Origin of the sequence: Micromonospora sp. NPDC049089 (genome assembly GCF_040648775.1) — a bacterium.
In the GTDB taxonomy this organism is placed as follows: Bacteria; Actinomycetota; Actinomycetes; order Mycobacteriales; family Micromonosporaceae; genus Micromonospora.
The window spans coordinates 1-19,430 of record NZ_JBEZEH010000137.1 but is presented as its reverse complement, the minus strand read 5'-3'; the positions used below and the strand labels follow the sequence as shown (position 1 = coordinate 19,430).

General features: G+C 73.8%; 20 protein-coding genes. 11 read left to right on the top strand and 9 right to left on the bottom strand.

Translation table 11 applies throughout. The features are described from left to right. Window positions 1–120 precede the first annotated feature (120 nt). Complete coding sequence (locus tag AB0B48_RS22195; protein ID WP_357204398.1) at window positions 121–330, bottom strand: hypothetical protein; 210 nt, start codon at window positions 328–330, stop codon at window positions 121–123. A gap of 157 nt (window positions 331–487) precedes the next feature. Between AB0B48_RS22195 and AB0B48_RS22190 the strand changes: the two genes are divergently transcribed. Continuing rightward, window positions 488–1,807, top strand: a complete 1,320-nt coding sequence (locus AB0B48_RS22190; RefSeq protein WP_357204396.1) for an MFS transporter — start codon at window positions 488–490, stop codon at window positions 1,805–1,807. On the opposite strand, the gene AB0B48_RS22185 is transcribed toward AB0B48_RS22190, so the two are convergent. The 4 genes from AB0B48_RS22185 to AB0B48_RS22170 all read right to left on the bottom strand — a co-directional run bounded on the left by AB0B48_RS22185 (window position 1,765) and on the right by AB0B48_RS22170 (window position 4,146). After that, window positions 1,765–2,025, bottom strand: a complete 261-nt coding sequence (locus tag AB0B48_RS22185; RefSeq protein ID WP_238688458.1) for a hypothetical protein — start codon at window positions 2,023–2,025, stop codon at window positions 1,765–1,767. The two genes, AB0B48_RS22190 and AB0B48_RS22185, sit on opposite strands and share 43 nt — an antisense overlap. Before the next feature lie 113 nt (window positions 2,026–2,138). Next, window positions 2,139–2,600: an SRPBCC family protein gene (locus tag AB0B48_RS22180; RefSeq protein WP_091401658.1), complete on the bottom strand. Its 462-nt coding sequence runs from the start codon at window positions 2,598–2,600 to the stop codon at window positions 2,139–2,141. Window positions 2,601–2,652: 52 nt separating this feature from the next. After that, on the bottom strand, window positions 2,653–3,069 hold the full coding sequence (locus AB0B48_RS22175; protein WP_357204393.1) for a DUF2795 domain-containing protein: 417 nt from the start codon (window positions 3,067–3,069) through the stop codon (window positions 2,653–2,655). Window positions 3,070–3,159: 90 nt separating this feature from the next. Beyond that, on the bottom strand, window positions 3,160–4,146 hold the full coding sequence (locus tag AB0B48_RS22170) for a YihY/virulence factor BrkB family protein (protein ID WP_357204391.1): 987 nt from the start codon (window positions 4,144–4,146) through the stop codon (window positions 3,160–3,162). A gap of 176 nt (window positions 4,147–4,322) precedes the next feature. Between AB0B48_RS22170 and AB0B48_RS22165 the strand changes: the two genes are divergently transcribed. After that, window positions 4,323–4,724, top strand: coding sequence for a ChaB family protein (locus tag AB0B48_RS22165; RefSeq protein WP_357204389.1), 402 nt, complete (start codon window positions 4,323–4,325; stop codon window positions 4,722–4,724). Between the two features lie 72 nt (window positions 4,725–4,796). On the opposite strand, the gene AB0B48_RS22160 is transcribed toward AB0B48_RS22165, so the two are convergent. Beyond that, the gene (locus AB0B48_RS22160; protein WP_357204387.1) at window positions 4,797–6,230 is read right to left on the bottom strand and encodes an aldehyde dehydrogenase family protein; all 1,434 of its coding nucleotides are present in this window, start codon (window positions 6,228–6,230) and stop codon (window positions 4,797–4,799) included. Between the two features lie 72 nt (window positions 6,231–6,302). On the opposite strand from AB0B48_RS22160, the gene AB0B48_RS22155 reads away from it, so the two are divergent. Beyond that, on the top strand, window positions 6,303–7,910 hold the full coding sequence (locus tag AB0B48_RS22155) for an NAD(P)/FAD-dependent oxidoreductase (protein WP_357204385.1): 1,608 nt from the start codon (window positions 6,303–6,305) through the stop codon (window positions 7,908–7,910). 144 nt (window positions 7,911–8,054) lie between these two features. On the opposite strand, the gene AB0B48_RS22150 is transcribed toward AB0B48_RS22155, so the two are convergent. The 3 genes from AB0B48_RS22150 to AB0B48_RS22140 form a co-directional block, all read right to left on the bottom strand. Continuing rightward, window positions 8,055–8,822, bottom strand: a complete 768-nt coding sequence (locus AB0B48_RS22150) for a polyprenol monophosphomannose synthase (RefSeq protein WP_355007225.1) — start codon at window positions 8,820–8,822, stop codon at window positions 8,055–8,057. 149 nt (window positions 8,823–8,971) lie between these two features. Then, on the bottom strand, window positions 8,972–9,973 hold the full coding sequence (locus AB0B48_RS22145) for an SDR family oxidoreductase (protein WP_357204383.1): 1,002 nt from the start codon (window positions 9,971–9,973) through the stop codon (window positions 8,972–8,974). Window positions 9,974–9,975: 2 nt separating this feature from the next. After that, on the bottom strand, window positions 9,976–10,416 hold the full coding sequence (locus AB0B48_RS22140) for an SRPBCC family protein (RefSeq protein WP_355007227.1): 441 nt from the start codon (window positions 10,414–10,416) through the stop codon (window positions 9,976–9,978). A 155-nt stretch (window positions 10,417–10,571) separates the two neighbouring features. Between AB0B48_RS22140 and AB0B48_RS22135 the strand changes: the two genes are divergently transcribed. From AB0B48_RS22135 to AB0B48_RS22100, 8 genes are read left to right on the top strand one after another with little or no spacing between them, the layout of a single operon-like run. After that, entirely contained in the window at window positions 10,572–12,248 is a 1,677-nt protein-coding gene (locus tag AB0B48_RS22135; protein WP_357204380.1) for an HAD-IIIA family hydrolase, read from the top strand. Continuing rightward, window positions 12,245–13,219: a glycosyltransferase gene (locus AB0B48_RS22130; RefSeq protein ID WP_357204378.1), complete on the top strand. Its 975-nt coding sequence runs from the start codon at window positions 12,245–12,247 to the stop codon at window positions 13,217–13,219. The genes AB0B48_RS22135 and AB0B48_RS22130 overlap by 4 nt, the downstream gene beginning before the upstream one ends. Continuing rightward, entirely contained in the window at window positions 13,204–14,421 is a 1,218-nt protein-coding gene (locus AB0B48_RS22125) for a glycosyltransferase (RefSeq protein WP_357204376.1), read from the top strand. Before AB0B48_RS22130 ends, AB0B48_RS22125 begins: the two co-directional genes overlap by 16 nt. Beyond that, the gene (locus tag AB0B48_RS22120) at window positions 14,418–15,134 is read left to right on the top strand and encodes an SIS domain-containing protein (RefSeq protein WP_357204400.1); all 717 of its coding nucleotides are present in this window, start codon (window positions 14,418–14,420) and stop codon (window positions 15,132–15,134) included. Before AB0B48_RS22125 ends, AB0B48_RS22120 begins: the two co-directional genes overlap by 4 nt. A gap of 40 nt (window positions 15,135–15,174) precedes the next feature. Continuing rightward, window positions 15,175–16,635 (top strand): PfkB family carbohydrate kinase, encoded by a 1,461-nt coding sequence (locus AB0B48_RS22115; protein WP_357204374.1) that lies wholly within the window; start codon window positions 15,175–15,177, stop codon window positions 16,633–16,635. Then, the gene (locus tag AB0B48_RS22110; protein WP_357204372.1) at window positions 16,632–17,333 is read left to right on the top strand and encodes an SDR family oxidoreductase; all 702 of its coding nucleotides are present in this window, start codon (window positions 16,632–16,634) and stop codon (window positions 17,331–17,333) included. Before AB0B48_RS22115 ends, AB0B48_RS22110 begins: the two co-directional genes overlap by 4 nt. Next, window positions 17,330–18,283, top strand: coding sequence for a glycosyltransferase family 9 protein (locus AB0B48_RS22105; protein ID WP_357204369.1), 954 nt, complete (start codon window positions 17,330–17,332; stop codon window positions 18,281–18,283). The genes AB0B48_RS22110 and AB0B48_RS22105 overlap by 4 nt, the downstream gene beginning before the upstream one ends. Then, entirely contained in the window at window positions 18,267–19,250 is a 984-nt protein-coding gene (locus tag AB0B48_RS22100) for a DNA topoisomerase IB (RefSeq protein ID WP_357204367.1), read from the top strand. The genes AB0B48_RS22105 and AB0B48_RS22100 overlap by 17 nt, the downstream gene beginning before the upstream one ends. The last annotated feature ends 180 nt before the right edge of the window (window positions 19,251–19,430 follow it).

The window sequence follows — 19,430 nt, the reverse complement described above, 5'->3', positions numbered from 1 at the left end:
GCCAACGCCGCCCCGCCACGTGTGGTGGGGGGGGCGCCCCCCCCCCTCCGCGGCGGTGATGAAGCACCCCCGCCGTCGCGGGGGCCGCCCGGGCCACGAGGCCCGGCCGGACGGCGGAGGCTAGTCGCTTGTCGCGTTGGCCGGGCGACGCCGCGCCGCGTCGTCGGCGATGATCACGGTGGCCACCATCAGCGCGACGCACAGGCTGAACAGCCACGACTCGTCGGCGACGAGCCAGGCGGAAACGGGTGCCTGAAGCGCGGCAAGCAGGAAGCCGAGCCAGGCGAGTTTGCGCTGACGCGTGGAGAGGATTCCGGAGCCTTGATGCATCCCGAAATTCTTACGCGAACCGGCCGGCTTGCCGTCCTCCGATCGGCCGATTCTGGATGAGCTGTCCGTTTTCTCGACCGTACGGACACGACTTCTTTGCGGCGCGAGCGATCGGGTGCCGGCGGCGCTAAGGTGCCCTGCGGCAGGATGGTTTCTCGTGTCCACCACGCCCGCGCGTCCCCGCGCCGCACTGCTCCTGCTGTCCTACCTCGCGTTCGTCAGTCTCGGCCTGCCCGACGGCCTGCTCGGCGTCGCCTGGCCCTCGATCCGAGGCGACTTCGACGTGCCGACCGAGGCCGTCGGGTGGGTGCTCACCGCCGGTACCGTCGGCTATCTCACCTCCAGCGTGCTGGCCGGCTTCACGCTGGCCCGGGTCGGCGTGGGCGCCCTGCTCGCCGGTAGCACCCTGCTGGCCAGCCTGGCGTTGACCGGCTACTCGGTGAGCCCCGTGCTGGCGGCGCTGGTGGGCTGTGCGCTGCTGCTGGGGCTCGGCTCCGGCGCTGTCGACTCCGGGCTCAACGCGTACGCCGCCGGGGCTTTCGGGCCCCGCCACATGAACTGGTTGCACGCCTTCTTCGGTCTCGGCGTGGCCATCGGTCCACTGATCATGACCGCGGTGCTGAGCGCCGGGCTCGCCTGGCGCTGGGGGTACGGCATCGTGGCCGCCGCCCAGCTCGTCCTCGCCGCCGCGTTCGCGCTCACCGTGCGGGCCTGGCGGCGTGACGCGCCGGCCGGCACCGAGGCGGGTGCCCCGACGGGCACGGCCGCCCAGGGCGTGCCCGCCGCCGCGGATTCCGGGCCGGCGTCCACCGCCCAGGTCCCGGTGAGGGACACGCTGCGGCTGCCGGCGGTCTGGTCGGGGACGCTCGCCTTCGCGCTGTACGTGGCGATCGAGGTGTCCGCGGGGCTGTGGGCGTTCCTGCTGCTGACCGAGGGGCGTGGGCTCAGCGCGGCGGTGGCCGGCGGCTGCGTCTCCGCGTACTGGGGCAGTCTCTTCGTGGGCCGGGTCGTGCAGGGTCTGGTGGCCGAGCGCCTGGGGGCGGGGTTGGTGTTGCGCGCCAGCCTGGCCGGGATGGCCGTCGGCGCGGCGCTCATCGCCGTTCCCGGGCCGGCCGTCCTTGCGGTGCTCGGCCTGGTCGTCGTCGGGTTCGCCGCCGCGCCGGTGTTTCCGCTGCTCACCCTCACCACCGCCGAACGGGTCGGCGCGGCACACGCGGACCGCGCCATCGGCCTCCAGATCGGCGCGGCTGGCATTGGTGCGGCGCTCGTACCGACCGGGCTGGGCGTGCTGATCGGCAACACCTCGGTCCAGGTGCTGGGCTCGGCCCTGCTGGTGCTCGCGTTGGCGCTGATCGCGCTCTACGAGTGGGGCGCGCGCCGACCGTCTGCCGGACCTCCCGTGCCGGCGGTGCCGGCCCAGCCCGCGGGCGATCCTCAGACGTCCGGCCCGGTACGGCCGGTGGTGGACGGGCGGTAGGCGCGCTGCGGGTCGGTGTCCTCCCGGCTGTTGCCCCGGACCGCACCGTCTCGGTCCGACGCGGCCGGCCCGTGCCCGAACGCGGCCTCCTCGCCGGCGTCGTTGCCCGTCACGTCGTCGGCCTGCCCGTCGAGGCTGGAGCCCGACACGGCGCGCTCCAACTCCTCCAACGGAAGCCGCTCCTCGTCCCGCCACACCCTGATGTTGTCGTCGGTCATACCTTCAGCCGTACCCGGGCACGATGATCGCAAACGGTGCCCGCCGAGCAGGCTCGGACACGGCGATGGCCGCCGGGATACCGGCGGCCATCGCAGGTCACTGCTGCCCGGGGTCACGGCTGCGGACGGTCCACCTGCCCGCGCCACGCGCCGGTCTCCTGACCACGCCGCTCGATGTAGGTCTTGAACCGCTCCAGGTCGCCCTTGGCCCGTCGGTCGACGATGCCGAGCTTGTCGCCGGCCTGCTCGACCACGCCGTGCGGCTCGAACTCGAGCTGCAGGGTGACCCTGGTCTTGTCCTGGTCCAGTCGGTGGAAGGTCACCACGCCGGCCTGCTGCGTGCCGTCGGTCGAGCGCCAGGCGACCCGCTCGTCGGGGAGCTGTTCGGTGATCTCCGCGTCGAACTCGCGCTTCACCCCGGCGATGTCCACAGTCCAGTGGGTCATCGTGTCGGAGAGCTGCCGGACCTCCTGCACACCCTCCATGAACTGGGGGAACTCCTCGAACTGCGTCCACTGGTCGTACGCGGTGCGTACGGGTACGGACACGTCCACATGTTCGGTAACGCCACTCATCGGGGAACCTCCTTCAGTCGCCGGTGGATTGCCGGATCGGGGGCGATCCTGGTCACCAGCGAGTTGTCTCGTTCTTGTTGCCCAGCGCCGCCCACACCTCGGAGACCGTCTGGTAGGTGGTGCCCTCGGGCAGCCGTTCCAGCGCCGCCACGATGTCGTCCGGCGCCTCGTTCTCGCGAGCGCTGGCAATGAGCACCAGACGGTCGCCCGGCAGCGCGCTCATCGAGATGAACCGGCCGAGCCGGCTGCGCTGCTCGACGTCCGTAGAGCTCATGCCCTGCGGGGTGCCGGTGCGCAGGTCGCCGGCCGGGGCGGTGGTCGTCTCCGGCTGGTCCTCGCCAGCCGGTTCCGGCACCCGCGACTCGTCGACCCGAGAGCCACCGGTCCCCGGCCCCTGTACGAGGCCGCTGACCTCCTGACTCATCTGTTCGTCGATCCTCGGTCCGTGCTTGCTGTTGCCACGCTCCATGCCTTCTGCGCTACCCGGCACCCGGGCCGATAAACCGGCACCGGCCCTCGGCCCGGCCGTGGGCCGGACATCCGGGCGGGAAACGGAGGCTCACTCGTCGGCGGGCTTGCGGGGCGGCAGCACCGGCTCGTCCGGGTCCGGGTCGCCGGCCTGCAACTGCCGCCCGCGCTGCACCTCGGAGTTGATCTGCACGCCCAGCATCAGTGCGGAGTTGGACAGGTAGAGCCAGACCAGGAACGCGATGGCCGCCCCGAGGCTGCCGTAGGTGGTGTTGTACGAGCCGAAGTTGGCCACGTAGAGGCCGAAGCCGAAGGACGCCGCCGCCCAGGAGATCAGGGCCACCGCGCCGCCCGGGGTGAGCCAGCGGAACCGGGGCTGGCGCACGTTCGGTGCGATCCAGAACAGCAGGGACAGCAGCACCATCATGATCATGGCGAGGACCGGCCACTTCGCCACGCTCCACGTCGTGCGGGCCAGGCCGCCGGCGTTGACCAGGTCGCCTACCGCATCGGTGACCGGCCCACTGACGATCAGGGCGAGGGCGACCACCGCGAGCAGCACCAACGTGATCGCCGCCAGGCCGATCTGCAGCGGCCGGAGCTTCCAGACCGGGCGGCCCTCGGTCACCCCGTAGACGGCATTGGAGGCGCGGGTGAACGCGCCGATGAAGCCGGACGCGGACCAGAGCGCGCCGAGCAGACCGAAGCTGAGCAGAAGCTTCGGGTTGCTCTGCTCCAGCACCACGGAACGGATCACCTTCAGCACGCCGCCCTCGTCGTCGCTGAGCACCGCCCCGGCACCGACCTGGTTGGCCAGGTCGACCACGGTGTCCAGGGTCCGCTCGCCGTCGGAGACCAGGCCGACCAGCGCCACCACCACGATGGCGGACGGGAAGAGCGCCAGGACCCCGTAGTAGGTCAGCGCGGCGGCCCAGTCGGAGCAGTTGTCGTTGACGAAGTTCTGCACGCTGCGGGCCACCACTCCGCGCCAGGTCCGCCAGCTCAGCTGCCGCATCCGTCGGGGCACCCGGGTGTGTTGTGTGCCGTCGAGCGTCGTACCCGGCTCCGTGGTCGTCATGCCCGCTCCCTGCGCCCCGGCCGCCGGACGACCGGTCGTCCGGTCTGGCCTGGCCCGCCGGTACCCGGATGGGGAACTCGACAAACCCGCCCGGTGCCCGACCGCCGCCGCTACGGTTTGCCGCCCGGTCACCGGGGAACGGTCACAGTGACCCTGTCGACACGGAGGAGGACGAGATGCCCGGGCGCGAAGACCTGCCCAGCACGCTGCGACGCTCCCCGGAGAAGGCGCAGCGCACCTGGGAGAAGACGCACGACTCGGCGGTGGAGACCTACGGCGAGGGGGAGCGGTCGCACCGCACCGCCTTCGCCGCGGTGAAGCATCAGTTCGAGAAGGTGGGCGACCACTGGGAGCCGAAGGGCCGCAAGGGCCCCAGCGACCAGCAGGCCGCCGGTGGCGGGCCGGAACGACGGGCCCCCACCGCCGGTGGCGTCGACGCCAACGCCACCAAGGACCACCTGATGTCGGTGGCCCGCAAACTCGACGTGCCAGGGCGGTCCAGCATGACCAAACCGGAGCTGGTCACGGCCATCGAGAAGGCCAACGACCGCGCCACCCGCAGGGCCCGCGGCGACTGATCGCCGCCGCACCCGAGCACGACCGACGCGGTACGGGCGGACGCTCCACCCCTGCGTCCGCCCGTGCTGTTCTCACCAGTGTCCGCCCCCCGGCGCCTCGATGTGCACCGCCTTCGTCGCGGTGAACTCGTCCAGCAGCTCCGGGCCGTACCCGAAGCCCTGCCCGCTGGCGCGGCGCGGATGCGCGGCACCTCCCGGCGCACCCCCGAACACCGCGTTGACCTTGACCGTGCCCACCGGCAGCTCCCGCCACGCCCGCTGCGCGTGACTCATCGACGGGGTCAACACCGTGGCGGCCAGCCCGTACGGGGAGTCCGCGGCGCAGCGCAGCGCCTCGTCGAACGAGTCGACCACCACCACCGGTGCGACCGGCCCGAAGGTCTCCTCCCGGACCAGCGGCATGTCATGGCGACAGTCGGTGACGACGGTGGCCGGGTAGAACGCCCCCGGTCCGTCCGGCACCTCACCGCCCACCCGCACCCGTGCGCCGTCCGCCAGCGCGGCAGCCACCTGACCGTGCACGTGGTCCCGGTGCCGCCGGTCGACCAGCGGCCCCAGCTCGGTGCCCGGGTCCCGGCCCGGCCCGACCCGCAGCGCTGCGGCGCGTCGTACCAGCGCGGCCACGAAGTCGTCGGCCACCTCCCGGTGCACGTAGAGGCGCTCCACCGCCACGCAGATCTGCCCGGCGTTGGCGAACGCGCCGAGCGCGGCCTGCTCCGCCGCCCACTCCGGGTCGACGCCCGCGTCCACGATCAACGGGTCACTGCCGCCGTTCTCCAGGAGCACCTTCGCCCCGGTACGGGCCGCCGCGGCGGCGATCGCCCGCCCGGTCGCTGTGGAACCCACGTGGGCGACCACGTCGACGTCCTGCGCCGCCAGCGCCGCACCCACCTCCGGACCGCCGGTGAGCAGCGACAACACGCCGGCCGGCAGTGCCTCATCCAGTGCTCGGGCCAGCAACCAACCCGTCGCCGGTGTGCGTTCGCTCGGCTTGTAGAGCACCACGTTCCCGGTCACCAGGGCCGCTCCGAGCAGTCCACAGGAGACCGCCACCGGGTCGTTCCAGGGGGTGATGGCCGCGACCACCCCGCGTGGCTGCGGGGTCAGGAAGTCCAGCGCGGCCGTCTCGCCGTTCAGCGTGCGCCCGCCGCGCAGCGGCGCCAGTTCCGCGTACTGTCGCAGGGTGCCGATCCCCGCCTCGACGCCTCCGCGGGCGTCCGCCAACGGCTTGCCCATCTCCGCGGTGACCGCCGCCGCCAACTCATCGGTGACCGCCTCCACCGCGTCGGCGGCCCGGTGCAGCGCCGCCGCCCGTTCCGCCGGGGCGGTCGCCGCCCACTGGGCCGCCGCGTTGCGGGCCGCCTGGGTCGCCTTGCCCACCTCGTCGGCGGTGGCCACCGGCACCGTGCTCACCGGCGTGTCGTCCGCCGGATCACGCACCACCAGTTCGCCGCCGTCGCCGCCCGCACCCCACACCCCGCCCACCAGCTGCGCAACCGTGTACATGCGGCGCTGGATGCCCCGGCCTCGTCGAGGCAAACGCGTTTCGCCCGGTTGCGCGCCGGGTAGGCGGATCCGATGACAACCACCACCGCGCCGAGCGCGGACGCCGTCATCGTCGGGGCCGGGCACAACGGCCTGGTGGCGGCGAACCTGCTGGCCGACGCCGGCTGGGACGTGGTGGTGCTGGAGGCGACCGCGGTGCCCGGCGGCGCGGTCCGCTCCGCCGAGGTCACCGCGCCCGGCTACCTGAGCGACCTCTACAGCTCGTTCTACCCCCTCGGGTACGCCTCGCCGGTGCTGGGCGGCCTGGACCTGGGTCGACACGGGCTGTCCTGGCGGCACTCGCCGGACGTGCTGGCGCACCTGCTGCCCGACGGTCGAGCCGCGGTGATCAATCGGGATCCGGATGTCACTGCCGCGTCGCTGGAGCAGTTCGCCCCGGGGGACGGTAAGCGCTGGCTCAACGCGTACACCGACTGGCTCGACGTGGCCGAGCCGATGCTGGAGGCGATCACCTCGCCGTTCCCGCCGGTACGCGGCGGGCTGGGCCTCCTGCGTCGGCTGCGCGTCGCCGGCGCGCTGCGACTCGCGCGCCGGCTCGTCGTACCGGTCCGCAAACTTGGCGACGAACTCTTCGACGGTCCCGGCGGGCCGGCCCTGCTGGCCGGCTGTGCCCTGCACACCGACCTGTCCCCGGAGGAGGCCGGCTCCGGGGTGTACGGCTGGCTGCTGGCCATGCTCGGCCAGCAGATTGGCTGGCCGGTGCCCGACGGCGGCGCGCAGCAGATCACCAACGCGCTGGTGGATCGGCTACAGGCGCGTGGCGGGGCGATCCTCTACGGCGCTCCGGTCGACCGGGTGCTCACCGCCCGAGGCCGGGCGATGGGGGTCCGCACCGTCGGCGGCGCGCTGTGGCGGGCCCGGCGGGCCGTGCTCGCCGACGTGCCGGCGCCGGCGCTCTACCTCGACCTGGTCGGCGCCGCGGCGCTGCCGTCCCGGCTGGTGGAGGACCTGGCGTACTTCCGGTGGGACGGTTCCACGCTGAAGGTGGACTGGGCGCTCTCCGCGCCGGTGCCCTGGACGAACCGGCAGGTGGCCGGCTCCGGCACCGTTCACCTCGGCGCGGACCTGAACGGGCTCACCCACTACGCCAGCGAGTTGGCCCGTGGCGAGCTGCCCCGCGACCCGTTCCTGCTGGTCGGGCAGATGTCGGTGGCAGACCCCAGCCACTCCCCGCCGGGCACCGAGTCGCTGTGGTCGTACACCCACCTGCCGTTCCGGCGGAACTGGCGGGCCGAGGAGGTCGCCGGGCACGTGCAGCGGATGGAGGACGTGCTGGAGGCGGCGGCCCCGGGTTTCCGCAGCCTGATCGTGGGCCGACACGTGGCCGGGCCGGCCGATCTGGAGAAGGGCAATCCGAGCCTGGTCGGTGGCACGCTCGGCGGCGGGACCGCCGCCGCGTACCAGCAGCTCTTCCTGCGCCCGATCCCCGGCCTGGGACGGGCGGACACCCCGGTGGACCGGCTCTTCCTGGCCAGCGCGTCGGCGCACCCCGGCGGCGGTGTGCACGGCGCGCCCGGCGCGAACGCCGCCCGGGCGGCCCTGGCCCGCGACCGAGCGCTCACCGGCCGCGCGTACGCCGCAGCCATCACCACCGCCCACCGCGCCATCTACCCCACCTAAACGCCACCCGTCACCCCGGGTACCAGACCCCGGAACCGCCCGCCGCCGTCGATCATGGAGTTGTGGTGGGTGACAAAGCACCTGCCCGGGTTCTAAACGGGTACCACAACTCCATGATCGACCGGCCGGGCTGGGGCTGGGTTTTTAGCGGGTGATGTTGCGGTGTTTGCTGCGGAGGCGGAAGGGCATCAGGGCGCTCTCCACCTTGGTCGCGGTGGTCATCTTGGAGACGCCGTCGCGCCGCTCCTCGAAGCGGATCGGCACCTCCAGGATGGTGTGCCCCAGCTTGGTGGCGAGGTAGTGCATCTCCACCTGGAAGCTGTAGCCGTTGGACTGCACCCGCTCCAGGTCGATGTCGCGCAGGGCTTCGGCCCGCCAGATCTTGAACCCGGCCGTGAGGTCCCGGATGCGTACCCGCAGCAGGGTGTGCACGTAGAGGTTGGCCCAGCCGCTGAGCGCCCTGCGGTAGAGCGGCCAGTTCTCGTCCAGCTCGCCGCCGGGCACGTAGCGGGAACCGATCACCACGCTGGCCTGGGTGGAGAGCAGCGCGCCGAGCATCCCCGGCAGCGCCTCAGGCGGGTGGGAGAGGTCCGCGTCCATCTGCGCCACGTACTCGGCGCCGCCCTCGATCGCGCGGGTCATCCCGTCCACGTACGCCCGGCCGAGGCCCTCCTTGCCGGCACGGTGCACGACCTCGATCCGGTCGGGGTTCTCGATGGCCAACTTGTCGGCCACCTCCCCGGTGCCGTCGGGGGAGTTGTCGTCGGCGACGAGGATGCGCAGCCCTGGCAGCGGCAGCGCGAGCAGTCGCTCGACCAGCGTCGGAAGGTTGCCCGCCTCGTTGTAGGTGGGCACGACGACGGTCAGGCGTGCGTCCCGCCACGGCGACGGCAACTGCACCGGCTTGATCATGTCGGTCATCCTCGGTTTGCGGACAAGGGTCATGGAAAGGGTATCTAGTTCCCGCATTCGGTCGGAGGGAGGCACCCCTTCCGGGTGTTGCGGGCCTCCGCCGCCCACCGTGCGTGGGCGTCTAACCCCTGGTCAGAGGCTTGTGGTGGTCAGCTCCGACGGCGAGCGACAACGGTGAGTGCGAGCGCCGCGACGGCGAGCGCCACACCGGAGAGCGCCGGTTTGTGCGTGCCGACCCAGAGTGCCGCGGAGCGGTCTCGCGCCTGTTCGCGGAACACGCCCGCCGTGCCCCGGTCCGTGTCCGCATCGCCCGGGTGATCCAGATTGTCCCGCCAGGTCGCCGGATCGATCTTCTCGCCGGTCTGCTGGCTGTCGTAGCCGTCGCGGGCCAGCTTCCGGTCCAGCAGGCCGGGGAACAGGGCGTCGGCCACCCGCACCTGCCAGGTCGGGCCACCCACGTTCAGCTCCCTGGTGCCGCGGTCGGCGGCCCAGACGATGGCGCGGGCGGCCAACTCCGGAGTGAAGATCGGCGGCACCGGCTGCGGATGCCGGGGCAGCCGGGTGCGGACCCAGGAGAACTGCGGCGTGTTGACCGCGGGTAGCTGCACCATCGACAACTTCACCCCCGGGCAGTCGTGCAGCAGCTCGGCGCGCAGCGAGTCGTTGAACCCCTGGACGGCGTGCTTGCTGGCGCAGTACGCCGCCTGGAGCGGGATCCCCCGGTAGGCCAACGCCGATCCCACCTGGACGATCGTGCCCCGCCCGTGCGCCCGCATGTGCCGCAGCGCGGCGAGGGTGCCGTGCACGGTGCCCAGGTAGGTGACCTCGGTGACCCGACGGAACTCGCGCGCCGGAATCTCCCAGGCCGGCGCGAACACCGACGCCATCGCGTTGTTGACCCACACGTCGATGCCGCCCCAGTGGTGCACCACGTCGTCGGCGGCCTGCTGCACCGCGCCCGCGTCGGCCACGTCGACCCGGTACACGCGCACGTCCGTCGCGCCGCGCAGTCGGCACTCCCGCTCGGCGGCGACCAGACCCGCCTCGCCCCGAGCCAGCAGTGCCAGCCGGGCGCCGCGGGCCGCGTACGCGTGGGCCACGGCCCGGCCGACGCCGGCGCTCGCGCCGGTCACCACCACGGTCCGTGTCACTGTCACCCCTTCTGTCGGGTGGCGATGTCGGAGAGTCGGGCCAGGGTCTCCCGGTTACGCCGGTGCAGGACGAGATCGTTGATCTTGTTGTGGACCCAGCGGAGCGGTCCGGCCGCGAAATCCTCCCCGAGACGCACCCGGGTGGCGCCGTCGCCGACCGGTTCCAGGGTGAAGGCCACGATCGCCTCGCCCGCCGGCCAGAGACCGGCCTTGAGCACGAGCCGGTGCGGCGGTTCACAGACCAGCACCGTCGACGCGTCCTGCAACGAGACCGGCCATGGCCCGGCCCGGTGATGCAGTTGGCTGCCCACCCGGGGCCAGGCGTCGTCCACGTCCCGCATGTGTGCGGTGCCCACCACCCAGTCGCTGTACGTCCACCCGTCGGCGAGCACGTCGAACACCTGCTGCGGGGGAGCGTCGATCACTTTCTCCACAATCGCCACTGGGCTTTCATACCCACGCCACGTACGGGCTAACGACCGGCGGGGTTAGCTTCTCCGGGGCGGCGGGTAAGGCCTTCCCGGGGCATCGCCGGCGGCGCTGGCCCACCCCCTCGACGGCGACGTTTACTCCTCGGGGCGCAGGGAACCCGCCGGCTGTGCGACAGGACCAGGGGGATCCGTATCAGCGCAGGTCAGCACAGGTGTATGCCGCCGCTGACCGCGCCGGTTCCGGATCTGTCGCAAGCCCCCGAGCGGTGCTCTACGACGCGGTGCTGCTGGACCGCGACGGCACCCTGATCGAGGACGTGCCGTACAACGGCGACCCGGAGAAGGTACGGCCGGTGCCGGGCGCGCGGGCGGCCCTGGACCGGCTGCGCGCGTCCGGGCTGCGGCTGGCGGTCGTCACGAACCAGTCGGGCCTGGCCCGGAGCTACTTCACCGCCGAGCAGATGCGGGCGGTGCACGCCCGCGTCGAGGAGCTGCTGGGCCGGTTCGACGCGTGGTTGGTCTGCCCACACGACGACGCCGACGGCTGTGACTGCCGAAAGCCGGCGCCGGGCCTGGTGTACGCCGCCGCCCGCGAGCTGGGCACGACGCCGTCCCGCTGCGTACTCGTGGGCGACATCGGCCGGGACATCGGCGCCGCCATGGCCGCCGGGGCCGCAGGGGTGCTGGTGCCGACCCCGGTCACCCGGCCGGAGGAGGTCGCAGCCGCCGGGTGGGTGGCCAACGACCTGCCTGCTGCGGTGGCGGAGATCCTGCGCCGCCAACAGGCCGTGCAGCCCGCGACTCCGCCCACCGAACCGGTACGGACGGCGCTGGTGGTCCGCTCGGACTCGGCCGGTGACGTGCTGGTCACCGGCCCGGCGATCCGCGCCGTCGCGGCCGGAGCGCAGCGGGTGGTGCTGCTGTGCGGTCCGCGCGGTCGGGCCGCCGCCAACCTTCTGCCCGGCGTCGACGAGATCATCGAACATCCGCTGCCGTGGATCGACCCCACGCCGGGCCATGTCGACCCGGAGGCCATGCGGAGCCTGACCGCGCGGTTGGGCGCGGTCGGCGCGGACCAGGCGGTGGTGTTCACCTCGTTCCACCAGTCCGCCCTGCCGCTGGCGCTGCTGTTGCGAATGGCGGGGATCAACCGGATCGCGGCGATCAGCGACGACTATCCGGGCTCGCTGCTGGACATCCGGCACCGGGTGCCGGTGGGCGTCCCCGAACCCGAACGTGCCCTTTCCCTGGCGGCCGCCGCCGGCCATCGGCTGCCCGACGACGACGAACCGGTCCTGCGGCTGCGCCGGGACGCCGTTCCACCACGCCCGGCCGACCTGGGCGATCCGGGGTACGTGGTGCTGCACCCCGGATCGGCCGCGTCGAGCCGGGCCTGCCCGCCCGACGTGGCCACCCGGATCGCCGGGGCGCTGGTCGACGCCGGGCACCGGGTGCTGGTCACCGGCGGCCCGGACGAGCGGGCGGTCACCGCCCAGGTCGCCGCGGCCGGCGGGACCGACCTGGGCGGCCGCACCGACCTGGCCGGGTTGGCCGCGATCGTCGCGGACGCCAGCGCGGTCGTGGTCGGAAACACCGGACCCGCGCACCTGGCGGCGGCCGCCGGTGTGCCGGTGGTGAGTCTCTTCGCGCCGACCGTCCCGTTCGGTCAGTGGGGGCCCTACCGGGTGCCCACCGTCCGGCTCGGCGACGCCGCCGCGCCCTGCCGGGACACGCGGGCGGCCAGTTGCCCGGTCCCCGGGCACCCCTGCCTCAGCGGCGTCGACCCGGGCGATGTGGTCGACGCGCTCCGGACCCTCACCGCCAGCGGTGGTGGCGGCCGATGAACATCCTGCTCTGGCACGTGCACGGCTCCTGGACCACGTCGTTCGTGCACGGCAGCCACCGCTACCTGATTCCCACCACACCCGACCGCGGCCCGTACGGCCTCGGCCGGGCCCGCACCTACCCGTGGCCGGACAGCGCGGTCGAGGTCAGACCGGAGGAGCTGCCGAGCGCTGACGTCGACCTGGTCATCCTGCAACGCCCCGAGGAGATCGACCGGGCCGAGCAGTGGCTCCGTCGCCGCCCCGGCCGCGACCTTCCGGCGATCTACGTCGAGCACAACACCCCCAAGGGCGACGTGCCGAACACCCGTCACCCGATGGCCGACCGCGACGACCTGCTCATCGCCCACGTCACCGGGTTCAACCAGATCTTCTGGGACACCGGCGACACCCGCACCACAGTGGTCGACCACGGCATCGTCGCCCCCTCCGCGTCCTACACCGGGGAGCTGGACCGGCTCGCCGTGGTGATCAACGAGCCGGTGCGGCGAGGCCGGGTCACCGGCACCGACCTGCTGCCCCAGTTCGCCGAGATCGCGCCGCTGGATGTGTTCGGCATGGGCGTCGCCGGCCTGGCCGACCACCTCGGGCTGCCCGCGGACCGGCTGACCAGCCACGACGACGTGCCCCAGGAGCGGATGCACACCGAACTGGCCCGGCGGCGGGCGTACCTGCACCTGTGCCGGTGGACTTCCCTCGGGCTCAGCCTCATCGAGGCGATGTCGATCGGCATGCCGGTCGTCGCGCTCGCCACCACCGAGGCGGTGATGGCGGTGCCCCCGGAGGCGGGGGCGCTCGCCACCCGGACCGACACCCTGCTCGACGCCGCCCGCCGGTTCATCGCCGAACCGGACACCGCGCGGCAGGCCGGAGCGGCGGCGCGAACCGCCGCGCGCGACAGATACGGCCTCGACCGTTTCCTCGCTGACTGGGACCGGCTGCTGGAGGAGGAAGTATGCGGATCGCGATGATCTCGGAGCACGCCAGCCCGCTCGCCGTCCTCGGAGGGGAGGATGCCGGCGGCCAGAACACGCACGTCGCGGAGCTGTCCGCCGCGCTCGCCGCCGCCGGGCACGAGGTGCGGGTCTACACCCGCCGCGACGCACCTGACCTGCCGGTGACCGTCCGCAGCCCGGACGGGTACGACGTGGTGCACGTGCCGGCCGGCCCGGCCGAGCCGGTGGCCAAGGACGCGCTGCTGCCGCACATGCGGGAGTTCAGCCGCTGGCTGATCGAGCGGTGGCGCGGCGGCGACTGGGTGCCCGAGGTGATCCACGCGCACTTCTGGATGAGTGGCCTGGCGGCGCTGACCGCCGGCCGGCAGACCGGGGTGCCGGTGGTGCAGACGTACCACGCGTTGGGCACCGTGAAGCGCCGCTACCAGGGAGTGCAGGACACCAGCCCGGCCCGCCGGATCTCCTACGAGCGGGAGCTGGGCCGCTCGGTGGACCGGATCGTCGCGCAGTGCCGCGACGAGGTGGGTGAGCTGGTCCGGATGGGTGTGCCCCGGTCCCGGATGACGGTGGTGCCCTCCGGGGTCAACCTCGCCACCTTCGCGCCACTCGGGCCGGCCGCCGACCGGGAACCGGGACGGGCCCGCATCCTCACCGTGGGTCGGCTGGTCGAGCGCAAGGGCTTCCAGACCGTGATCCGCGCGATGGAGCTGGTGCCGGACGCCGAGTGCGTGGTCGTCGGCGGCCCACCCGAGGGGCTGTTGGAGACCGACCCGTACGCCCGCCGGCTGCGGGCACTCGCGGAGTCGTGCGGGGTGGCCGACCGGGTGCACCTGGTCGGCGCGGTGCCCCGGGAGGAGATGGGCCGCTGGTACCGCTCGGCGGACCTGCTGGTCGCCGCGCCCTGGTACGAGCCGTTCGGGTTGACTCCGCTGGAGGCGATGGCCTGTGGGGTGCCGGTCGTCGGCACGGCCGTGGGCGGCATCCGGGACACCGTTGTCGACGGGACGACGGGTGACCTCGTGCCGGCCCGGGACCCGCACGCGCTGGCCGCCGCGATACAGGGGTTGCTCGACGACCGGATCAGGCGCTTCGCGTACGCGACGGCGGCGCGTGAGCGGGCCCGGGAACGGTACTCGTGGGCGGCCACCGCCGAGCGGCTGGTCGAGGTCTACAGCGAGGTGGCCGCCGTGCGCAGGCCGACCCGGGTGGTGGCCTGATGCCGACGGGCAGCCTGCTCGACACGCACCTGACGAACCTCGCCGCGGCACTGGTGCCGTACCGACGGTGTGAGCGACAGCTGGCGCGCTGGGGCGCGGACCTGGCCCACCGGTTGGTCGCCGGGGGTCGTCTGCTGGTGGCCGGCAACGGCGGCAGTGCCGCCGAAGCCCAACACCTCACCGCCGAGTTGGTCGGCAAGCTGCACGACGACCGTCAGCCGCTGTCCGCGATCGCGCTGCACGCCGAGACGAGTGCGCTCACCGCCATCGCCAACGACTACGGCTACACCGAGGTGTACGCCCGCCAGGTGCGCGCCCACGGGCGCCCGGGCGACATCCTGCTGTTGCTGAGCACCAGCGGGACCAGCCCCAACCTGGTCGCCGCCGCGCGGGCGGCCCGCGAGGTCGGGGTGACCACCTGGGCGCTCACCGGCGTCGCCCCCAATCCGCTCGCCGAGGCCTGCGACGACGTGCTGGCCGTCGCGTCCCCGGACACCCAGGTCGTCCAGGAGCTGCACCTGGTGACCAGTCATCTGCTCTGCGAGTACCTCGAACAGGAGTTGCCCGCCGCGCTGGCGGCAGCCGCCGATCCGGCGGTCGTCCACCCCGTGCCCGGGGAGCCTGCACCGGCCGGTCGGCTGGCTGCCGCGCCGGTACGCACCGGGGTCGAGGTGGTGCTCGACGGCGGGCCCGGACGGCAGGTCGACGCGTGAGCCGGACAGCGGGTCGGCGAGTGAGGATGAGGAGGCAAGCGTGAGGGGACCGGTGGTGGTGCTCGGGGACACCCTGCTCGACCGGGACGTGGAAGGTGTGGTCAACCGGCTCTGCCCGGACTCCCCGGTGCCGGTGCTCGACGAGACGGTGGCCACCGACCGACCGGGGGGCGCCGGGTTGGCGGCGGTGTTCGCCGCCGCGCAGGGCGCCGAGGTGGTGCTGGTGACGGCGCTCGCCGACGACGCAGGCGGGGCCCGACTGAGCGCGCTGCTCGCCGCCGCCGGCGTGCAGGTGTACCCACTGGCCCTTTCCGGCGCGACGCCGGAGAAGATCCGGCTGCGGGCTCGGGGGCGGGTGCTGCTGCGCCACGACCGGGGCGGCGTGTCCGGGGAGCCGGGTCAGCCCTCCGACGAGGTGCTCCGGGTGATCGCCGAGGCGTCTGCGGTGCTGGTCAGCGACTACGGTCGGGGGGTGGCGCGGGAGCCCGCGCTGCGTGCCGCGTTGGCCGCCACCCGCGCGCCGGTGGTGTGGGACCCGCATCCGCGCGGCCCGGCGGCCGTGCCCGGCGTACACCTGGCCACGCCGAACGAGTCCGAGGTGCGTGAGCTGGTCCCCGCGCTGCCCGGCGCGTCCCGACTGGCCACCGCGTCGCGGGGTGCCCAGGGACTACGGCGGCGGTGGCGGGCCGGCGCGGTAGCGGTGACGCTGGGCGGCGACGGCGCGCTGCTCTGCCACGCCGGGTCGACGCCGCTGGTGGTACCGACGCCGGGTAGCGCGGAGGGGGACACCTGCGGTGCCGGCGACCGGTTCGCGGCGGCGGCCAGCGTCGCACTGGCCCAGGGCGCGCTGGTCTCCGAGGCGGTGCAGGTGGCGGTCGCCGAGGCGTCCGCGTACGTGGCCGGTGGGGGAGTGGCCACGGCGCTGCCTCCGTCGGCGCCGGCGGTGCGGGGCCGGAGTGCGCCGGAGCCGCGCGCCCTCCAGCCGGGACCACGGGGTGGTGCGATGGCCGACCGGGTGGGAGTGGCCGCTGTCGCCACGCTCCTGGGTGAGGTACGCGCCGCGGGTGGCACGGTGGTGGCGACCGGCGGTTGCTTCGACCTGCTGCACGCCGGGCACGTGGCCACCCTGGAGGCGGCCCGGCAGCTCGGCGACTGTCTCATCGTCTGCCTGAACTCCGACGCCAGCGTGGCCGGGTTGAAGGGGCCGGACCGGCCGGTGCAGTCCGAAGACGACCGCAGCCGACTGCTGGCCGCGTTGAGCTGCGTCGACGCGGTCCTCGTCTTCGATGAGCCGACCCCGCAGGCGGCGCTGTCCTGGGTACGCCCCGACGTCTGGGTCAAGGGCGGCGACTACGCCACCGGCGGTGGGGACGCCAGCGCCGCACTGCCGGAGGCGGAGGTCCTGCGCCGCTGGGGTGGGAACACAGTCGTGGTGCCCTATCTGGACGGTCGTTCCACCACCGACCTGATCGTCCGCACGCTCGCGGAGCGGACCCGATGACCGCCACGCGGCCCGGTGCCGGGCCCACCGTCCTGATCACCGGGGGCGCCAGCGGTCTCGGCGCCGCTGTGGTCGCCGCGGTGGCCGCCTCCGGTGGCCGTCCGGTCGTGCTGGACCGGCAGCCGCCGGCCGACGGGGTGTCCTGGACCGAGTGCGACCTGGCCGACACGCGAGCCGCCGAGGTGGCCACCCGGCACCTCGCCGAGCAGGCCGGTGGCCTGGACGCCGTGGTGACCGCCGCCGGCACCGACGTGCCGGGCCGACTCGCCGACCTGCCGGGGGAGACCTGGGACCGGATCGTCGCCGTCGATCTGCTGGCCACCGCGGCGGTGATCCGGGCCGCGCTGCCGTTCCTGGTCACCTCCCGGGGCCGCATCGTCACCGTCGCCTCGACCCTGGGCGTCAAGGCGGTCAGCGACGCCACCGCGTACTGCGCGGCGAAGTTCGGCGTGGTGGGGTTCACCCGAGCCCTCGCCGCCGAGCTGGCCGGTCAGGTCGGCGTCACCCTGCTCATCCCGGGTGGGATGCGCACCGCGTTCTTCGACGAACGTGACCCGCAGTACAAGCCGGGGCCGGACGCGAACCTCAACGAGCCCGCCGACACCGCCGCCGCGATCATGTTCGCGCTCAATCAGCCGCCCGGTTGCGCGGTGCGCGAGATGGTGGTCTGCGCCGAGCAGGAGACGTCGTACCCGTGATCCTCGTGCTGCGCGCCCTCGGCGTCGGCGACCTGGTGACCGCGGTGCCCGCGCTGCGGGCGCTGCGGGCCGCGTACCCGTCGCGGGAGCTGGCGCTCGCCGCGCCCGGCTGGCTGGCCCCGCTGGTCGACCTGGTCGGTGGCGTCGACCGGCTGGTGGACACGGCGGGGCTGGATCGCCCTCTCCGGGCGGGGCCGGCCCCGTGGATCGCTGTCAACCTGCATGGGCGCGGCCCGCAGTCGCACCGGCTGCTCGCGGCCACCCGGCCCGGTCGGCTGTTCGCCTTCGCCAGCCCGGACGCCGGCTTCGCCGACGGCCCGCGCTGGGCCGCCGACGAGCACGAGGTGGACCGGTGGTGCCGGCTGCTGTCCTGGTACGACATCCCGGCCGACCGCGCCGACCTGAGCCTGCGTCGGCCCGCTGCGGCAGGGCTGCCCAGCGGTGTCACGGTGCTGCACCCGGGCAGCAAGATCCCGGCCAAGCGGTGGCCCGCCGAGCGGTTCGCCGGTCTGGCCCGGGCACTGACCGACCAGGGGCACCGGGTGCTGCTCACCGGCTCGGCCGACGAACGGGCGCTGGCGGCCCGGGTGGCCGAGGCGGCGGGCCTGAGCTCGGACGCCGTGCTGGCCGGCCGGACCGACCTCGGCGTGCTCGCCGCGCTGGTGGCCGAAGCCCGGCTGGTGGTCAGCGGGGACACCGGCGTCGCCCACCTGGCCACCGGGTACGGCACCCCGTCGGTCGTCCTCTTCGGGCCGGTGCCACCGGCGCACTGGGGGCCGCCACCGGACCGGCCACGGCACCGGGTGCTCTGGGCCGGCGAAGGAGACTGGCCCAGGTGGGATGGGGTAGGAAGCCACCCGACGATGGCGGCTCTGCGTCTCGACGAGGTGCTGGCCGCCGTGGCCGAGGTGGAGAAGGTGGTGCGGGTCTCCGGTGCGGTTGCGGCGTAGCGACCCGGGTCGACCGGGGTACGGACGGCGTCGGCGCGGTCGGGGCTGGCTCTTCGTCGACCCGTCCGGTGCGCCGGTGCGGGATCCGGACGTCCTGGCCCGGCTGCGGGAGTTGGTCATCCCGCCGGCCTGGCAGGACGTGTGGATCGCGCCGCACCCGAACGGGCACATCCAGGCGATCGGGATCGACGCGGCCGGACGCAAGCAGTACGTCTACCACCCGCGGTGGCGGGAGAAGCAGGACGAGGCGAAGTTCGACCGCGTGCTGGAGGTGGCCCGGCGGCTACCGGCGCTGCGTGAGCGGGTGGGGCGCGACCTGGACGGGCCCGGACTGGGCCGGGACCGGGTGCTGGCCACTGTGGCCCGACTGCTGGACATGGGGATGTTCCGGGTCGGCAGCGACCAGTACGCCGCCGGCGACGACCCGACCTACGGGGTCGCCACCCTGCGCCCCGAGCATGCCCGGTCCCGCGGCGGCTGCGTGGTGCTCGTGTTTCCCGCGAAGGGGGGCATCGAGCAGGTACGCCGGATCGAGGACCCGGAGCTGTGCCAGGTGCTGTCCAATCTGCGCCGTCGTCGGCGACGGGCGGAGCGGCTGTTCGGCTACTGGGACGGCAGGGAGTGGCGCGACGTGCGCAGTGACGAGGTCAACGGCTACCTGCGCGACGCCAGCGGTGGGGAGATGACCGCGAAGGACTTCCGCACCTGGCACGCCACTGTGCTCGCGGCCACCGAGTTGGCCACCGCCGGTCCGGCCCGCTCGGTGACGGCCCGGCGAAAGGCGGTGGTCGCGGTGATGCGTGCGGTGGCGGAGCTGCTGGGCAACACGCCGACGGTGGCGCGTGCGTCCTACGTGGATCCTCGGGTGGTCGACCTCTACCACGACGGAGTGGTGGCGTCGGTGGATCCGCAGGCGCCTCGCGAGGAGGCTGAGCAGGTGGTCCTGAAGCTGCTGGAGGGGGCCTGACCGGCCCCGTCGGCGATTCTGGGGGGAAGCGCGACGGAGCCGGAGCCTCGGGCCTCAGCGGGGTGCCACCGGGCGGCCCGCCCCGGGCCCGGCCCCCGGGGCCCAGCCCACCCCCCCCACTGGGGGCCCCCCACCCCCTGGGGGCCCCCGGGCTGGTAGGATGTCGCGCGCCAGATGTAG

Bases quoted from the DNA above. Each gene is read 5' to 3' on its own strand.
- AB0B48_RS22195 (WP_357204398.1), bottom strand. From the start codon at position 330: ATGCATCAAGGCTCCGGAATCCTCTCCACGCGTCAGCGCAAACTCGCC.
- AB0B48_RS22185 (WP_238688458.1), bottom strand. From the start codon at position 2,025: ATGACCGACGACAACATCAGGGTGTGGCGGGACGAGGAGCGGCTTCCG.
- AB0B48_RS22180 (WP_091401658.1), bottom strand. From the start codon at position 2,600: ATGAGTGGCGTTACCGAACATGTGGACGTGTCCGTACCCGTACGCACC.
- AB0B48_RS22175 (WP_357204393.1), bottom strand. From the start codon at position 3,069: ATGGAGCGTGGCAACAGCAAGCACGGACCGAGGATCGACGAACAGATG.
- AB0B48_RS22170 (WP_357204391.1), bottom strand. From the start codon at position 4,146: ATGACGACCACGGAGCCGGGTACGACGCTCGACGGCACACAACACACC.
- AB0B48_RS22165 (WP_357204389.1), top strand. From the start codon at position 4,323: ATGCCCGGGCGCGAAGACCTGCCCAGCACGCTGCGACGCTCCCCGGAG.
- AB0B48_RS22160 (WP_357204387.1), bottom strand. From the start codon at position 6,230: ATGTACACGGTTGCGCAGCTGGTGGGCGGGGTGTGGGGTGCGGGCGGC.
- AB0B48_RS22155 (WP_357204385.1), top strand. From the start codon at position 6,303: ATGACAACCACCACCGCGCCGAGCGCGGACGCCGTCATCGTCGGGGCC.
- AB0B48_RS22150 (WP_355007225.1), bottom strand. From the start codon at position 8,822: ATGATCAAGCCGGTGCAGTTGCCGTCGCCGTGGCGGGACGCACGCCTG.
- AB0B48_RS22130 (WP_357204378.1), top strand. From the start codon at position 12,245: ATGAACATCCTGCTCTGGCACGTGCACGGCTCCTGGACCACGTCGTTC.
- AB0B48_RS22125 (WP_357204376.1), top strand. From the start codon at position 13,204: ATGCGGATCGCGATGATCTCGGAGCACGCCAGCCCGCTCGCCGTCCTC.
- AB0B48_RS22110 (WP_357204372.1), top strand. From the start codon at position 16,632: ATGACCGCCACGCGGCCCGGTGCCGGGCCCACCGTCCTGATCACCGGG.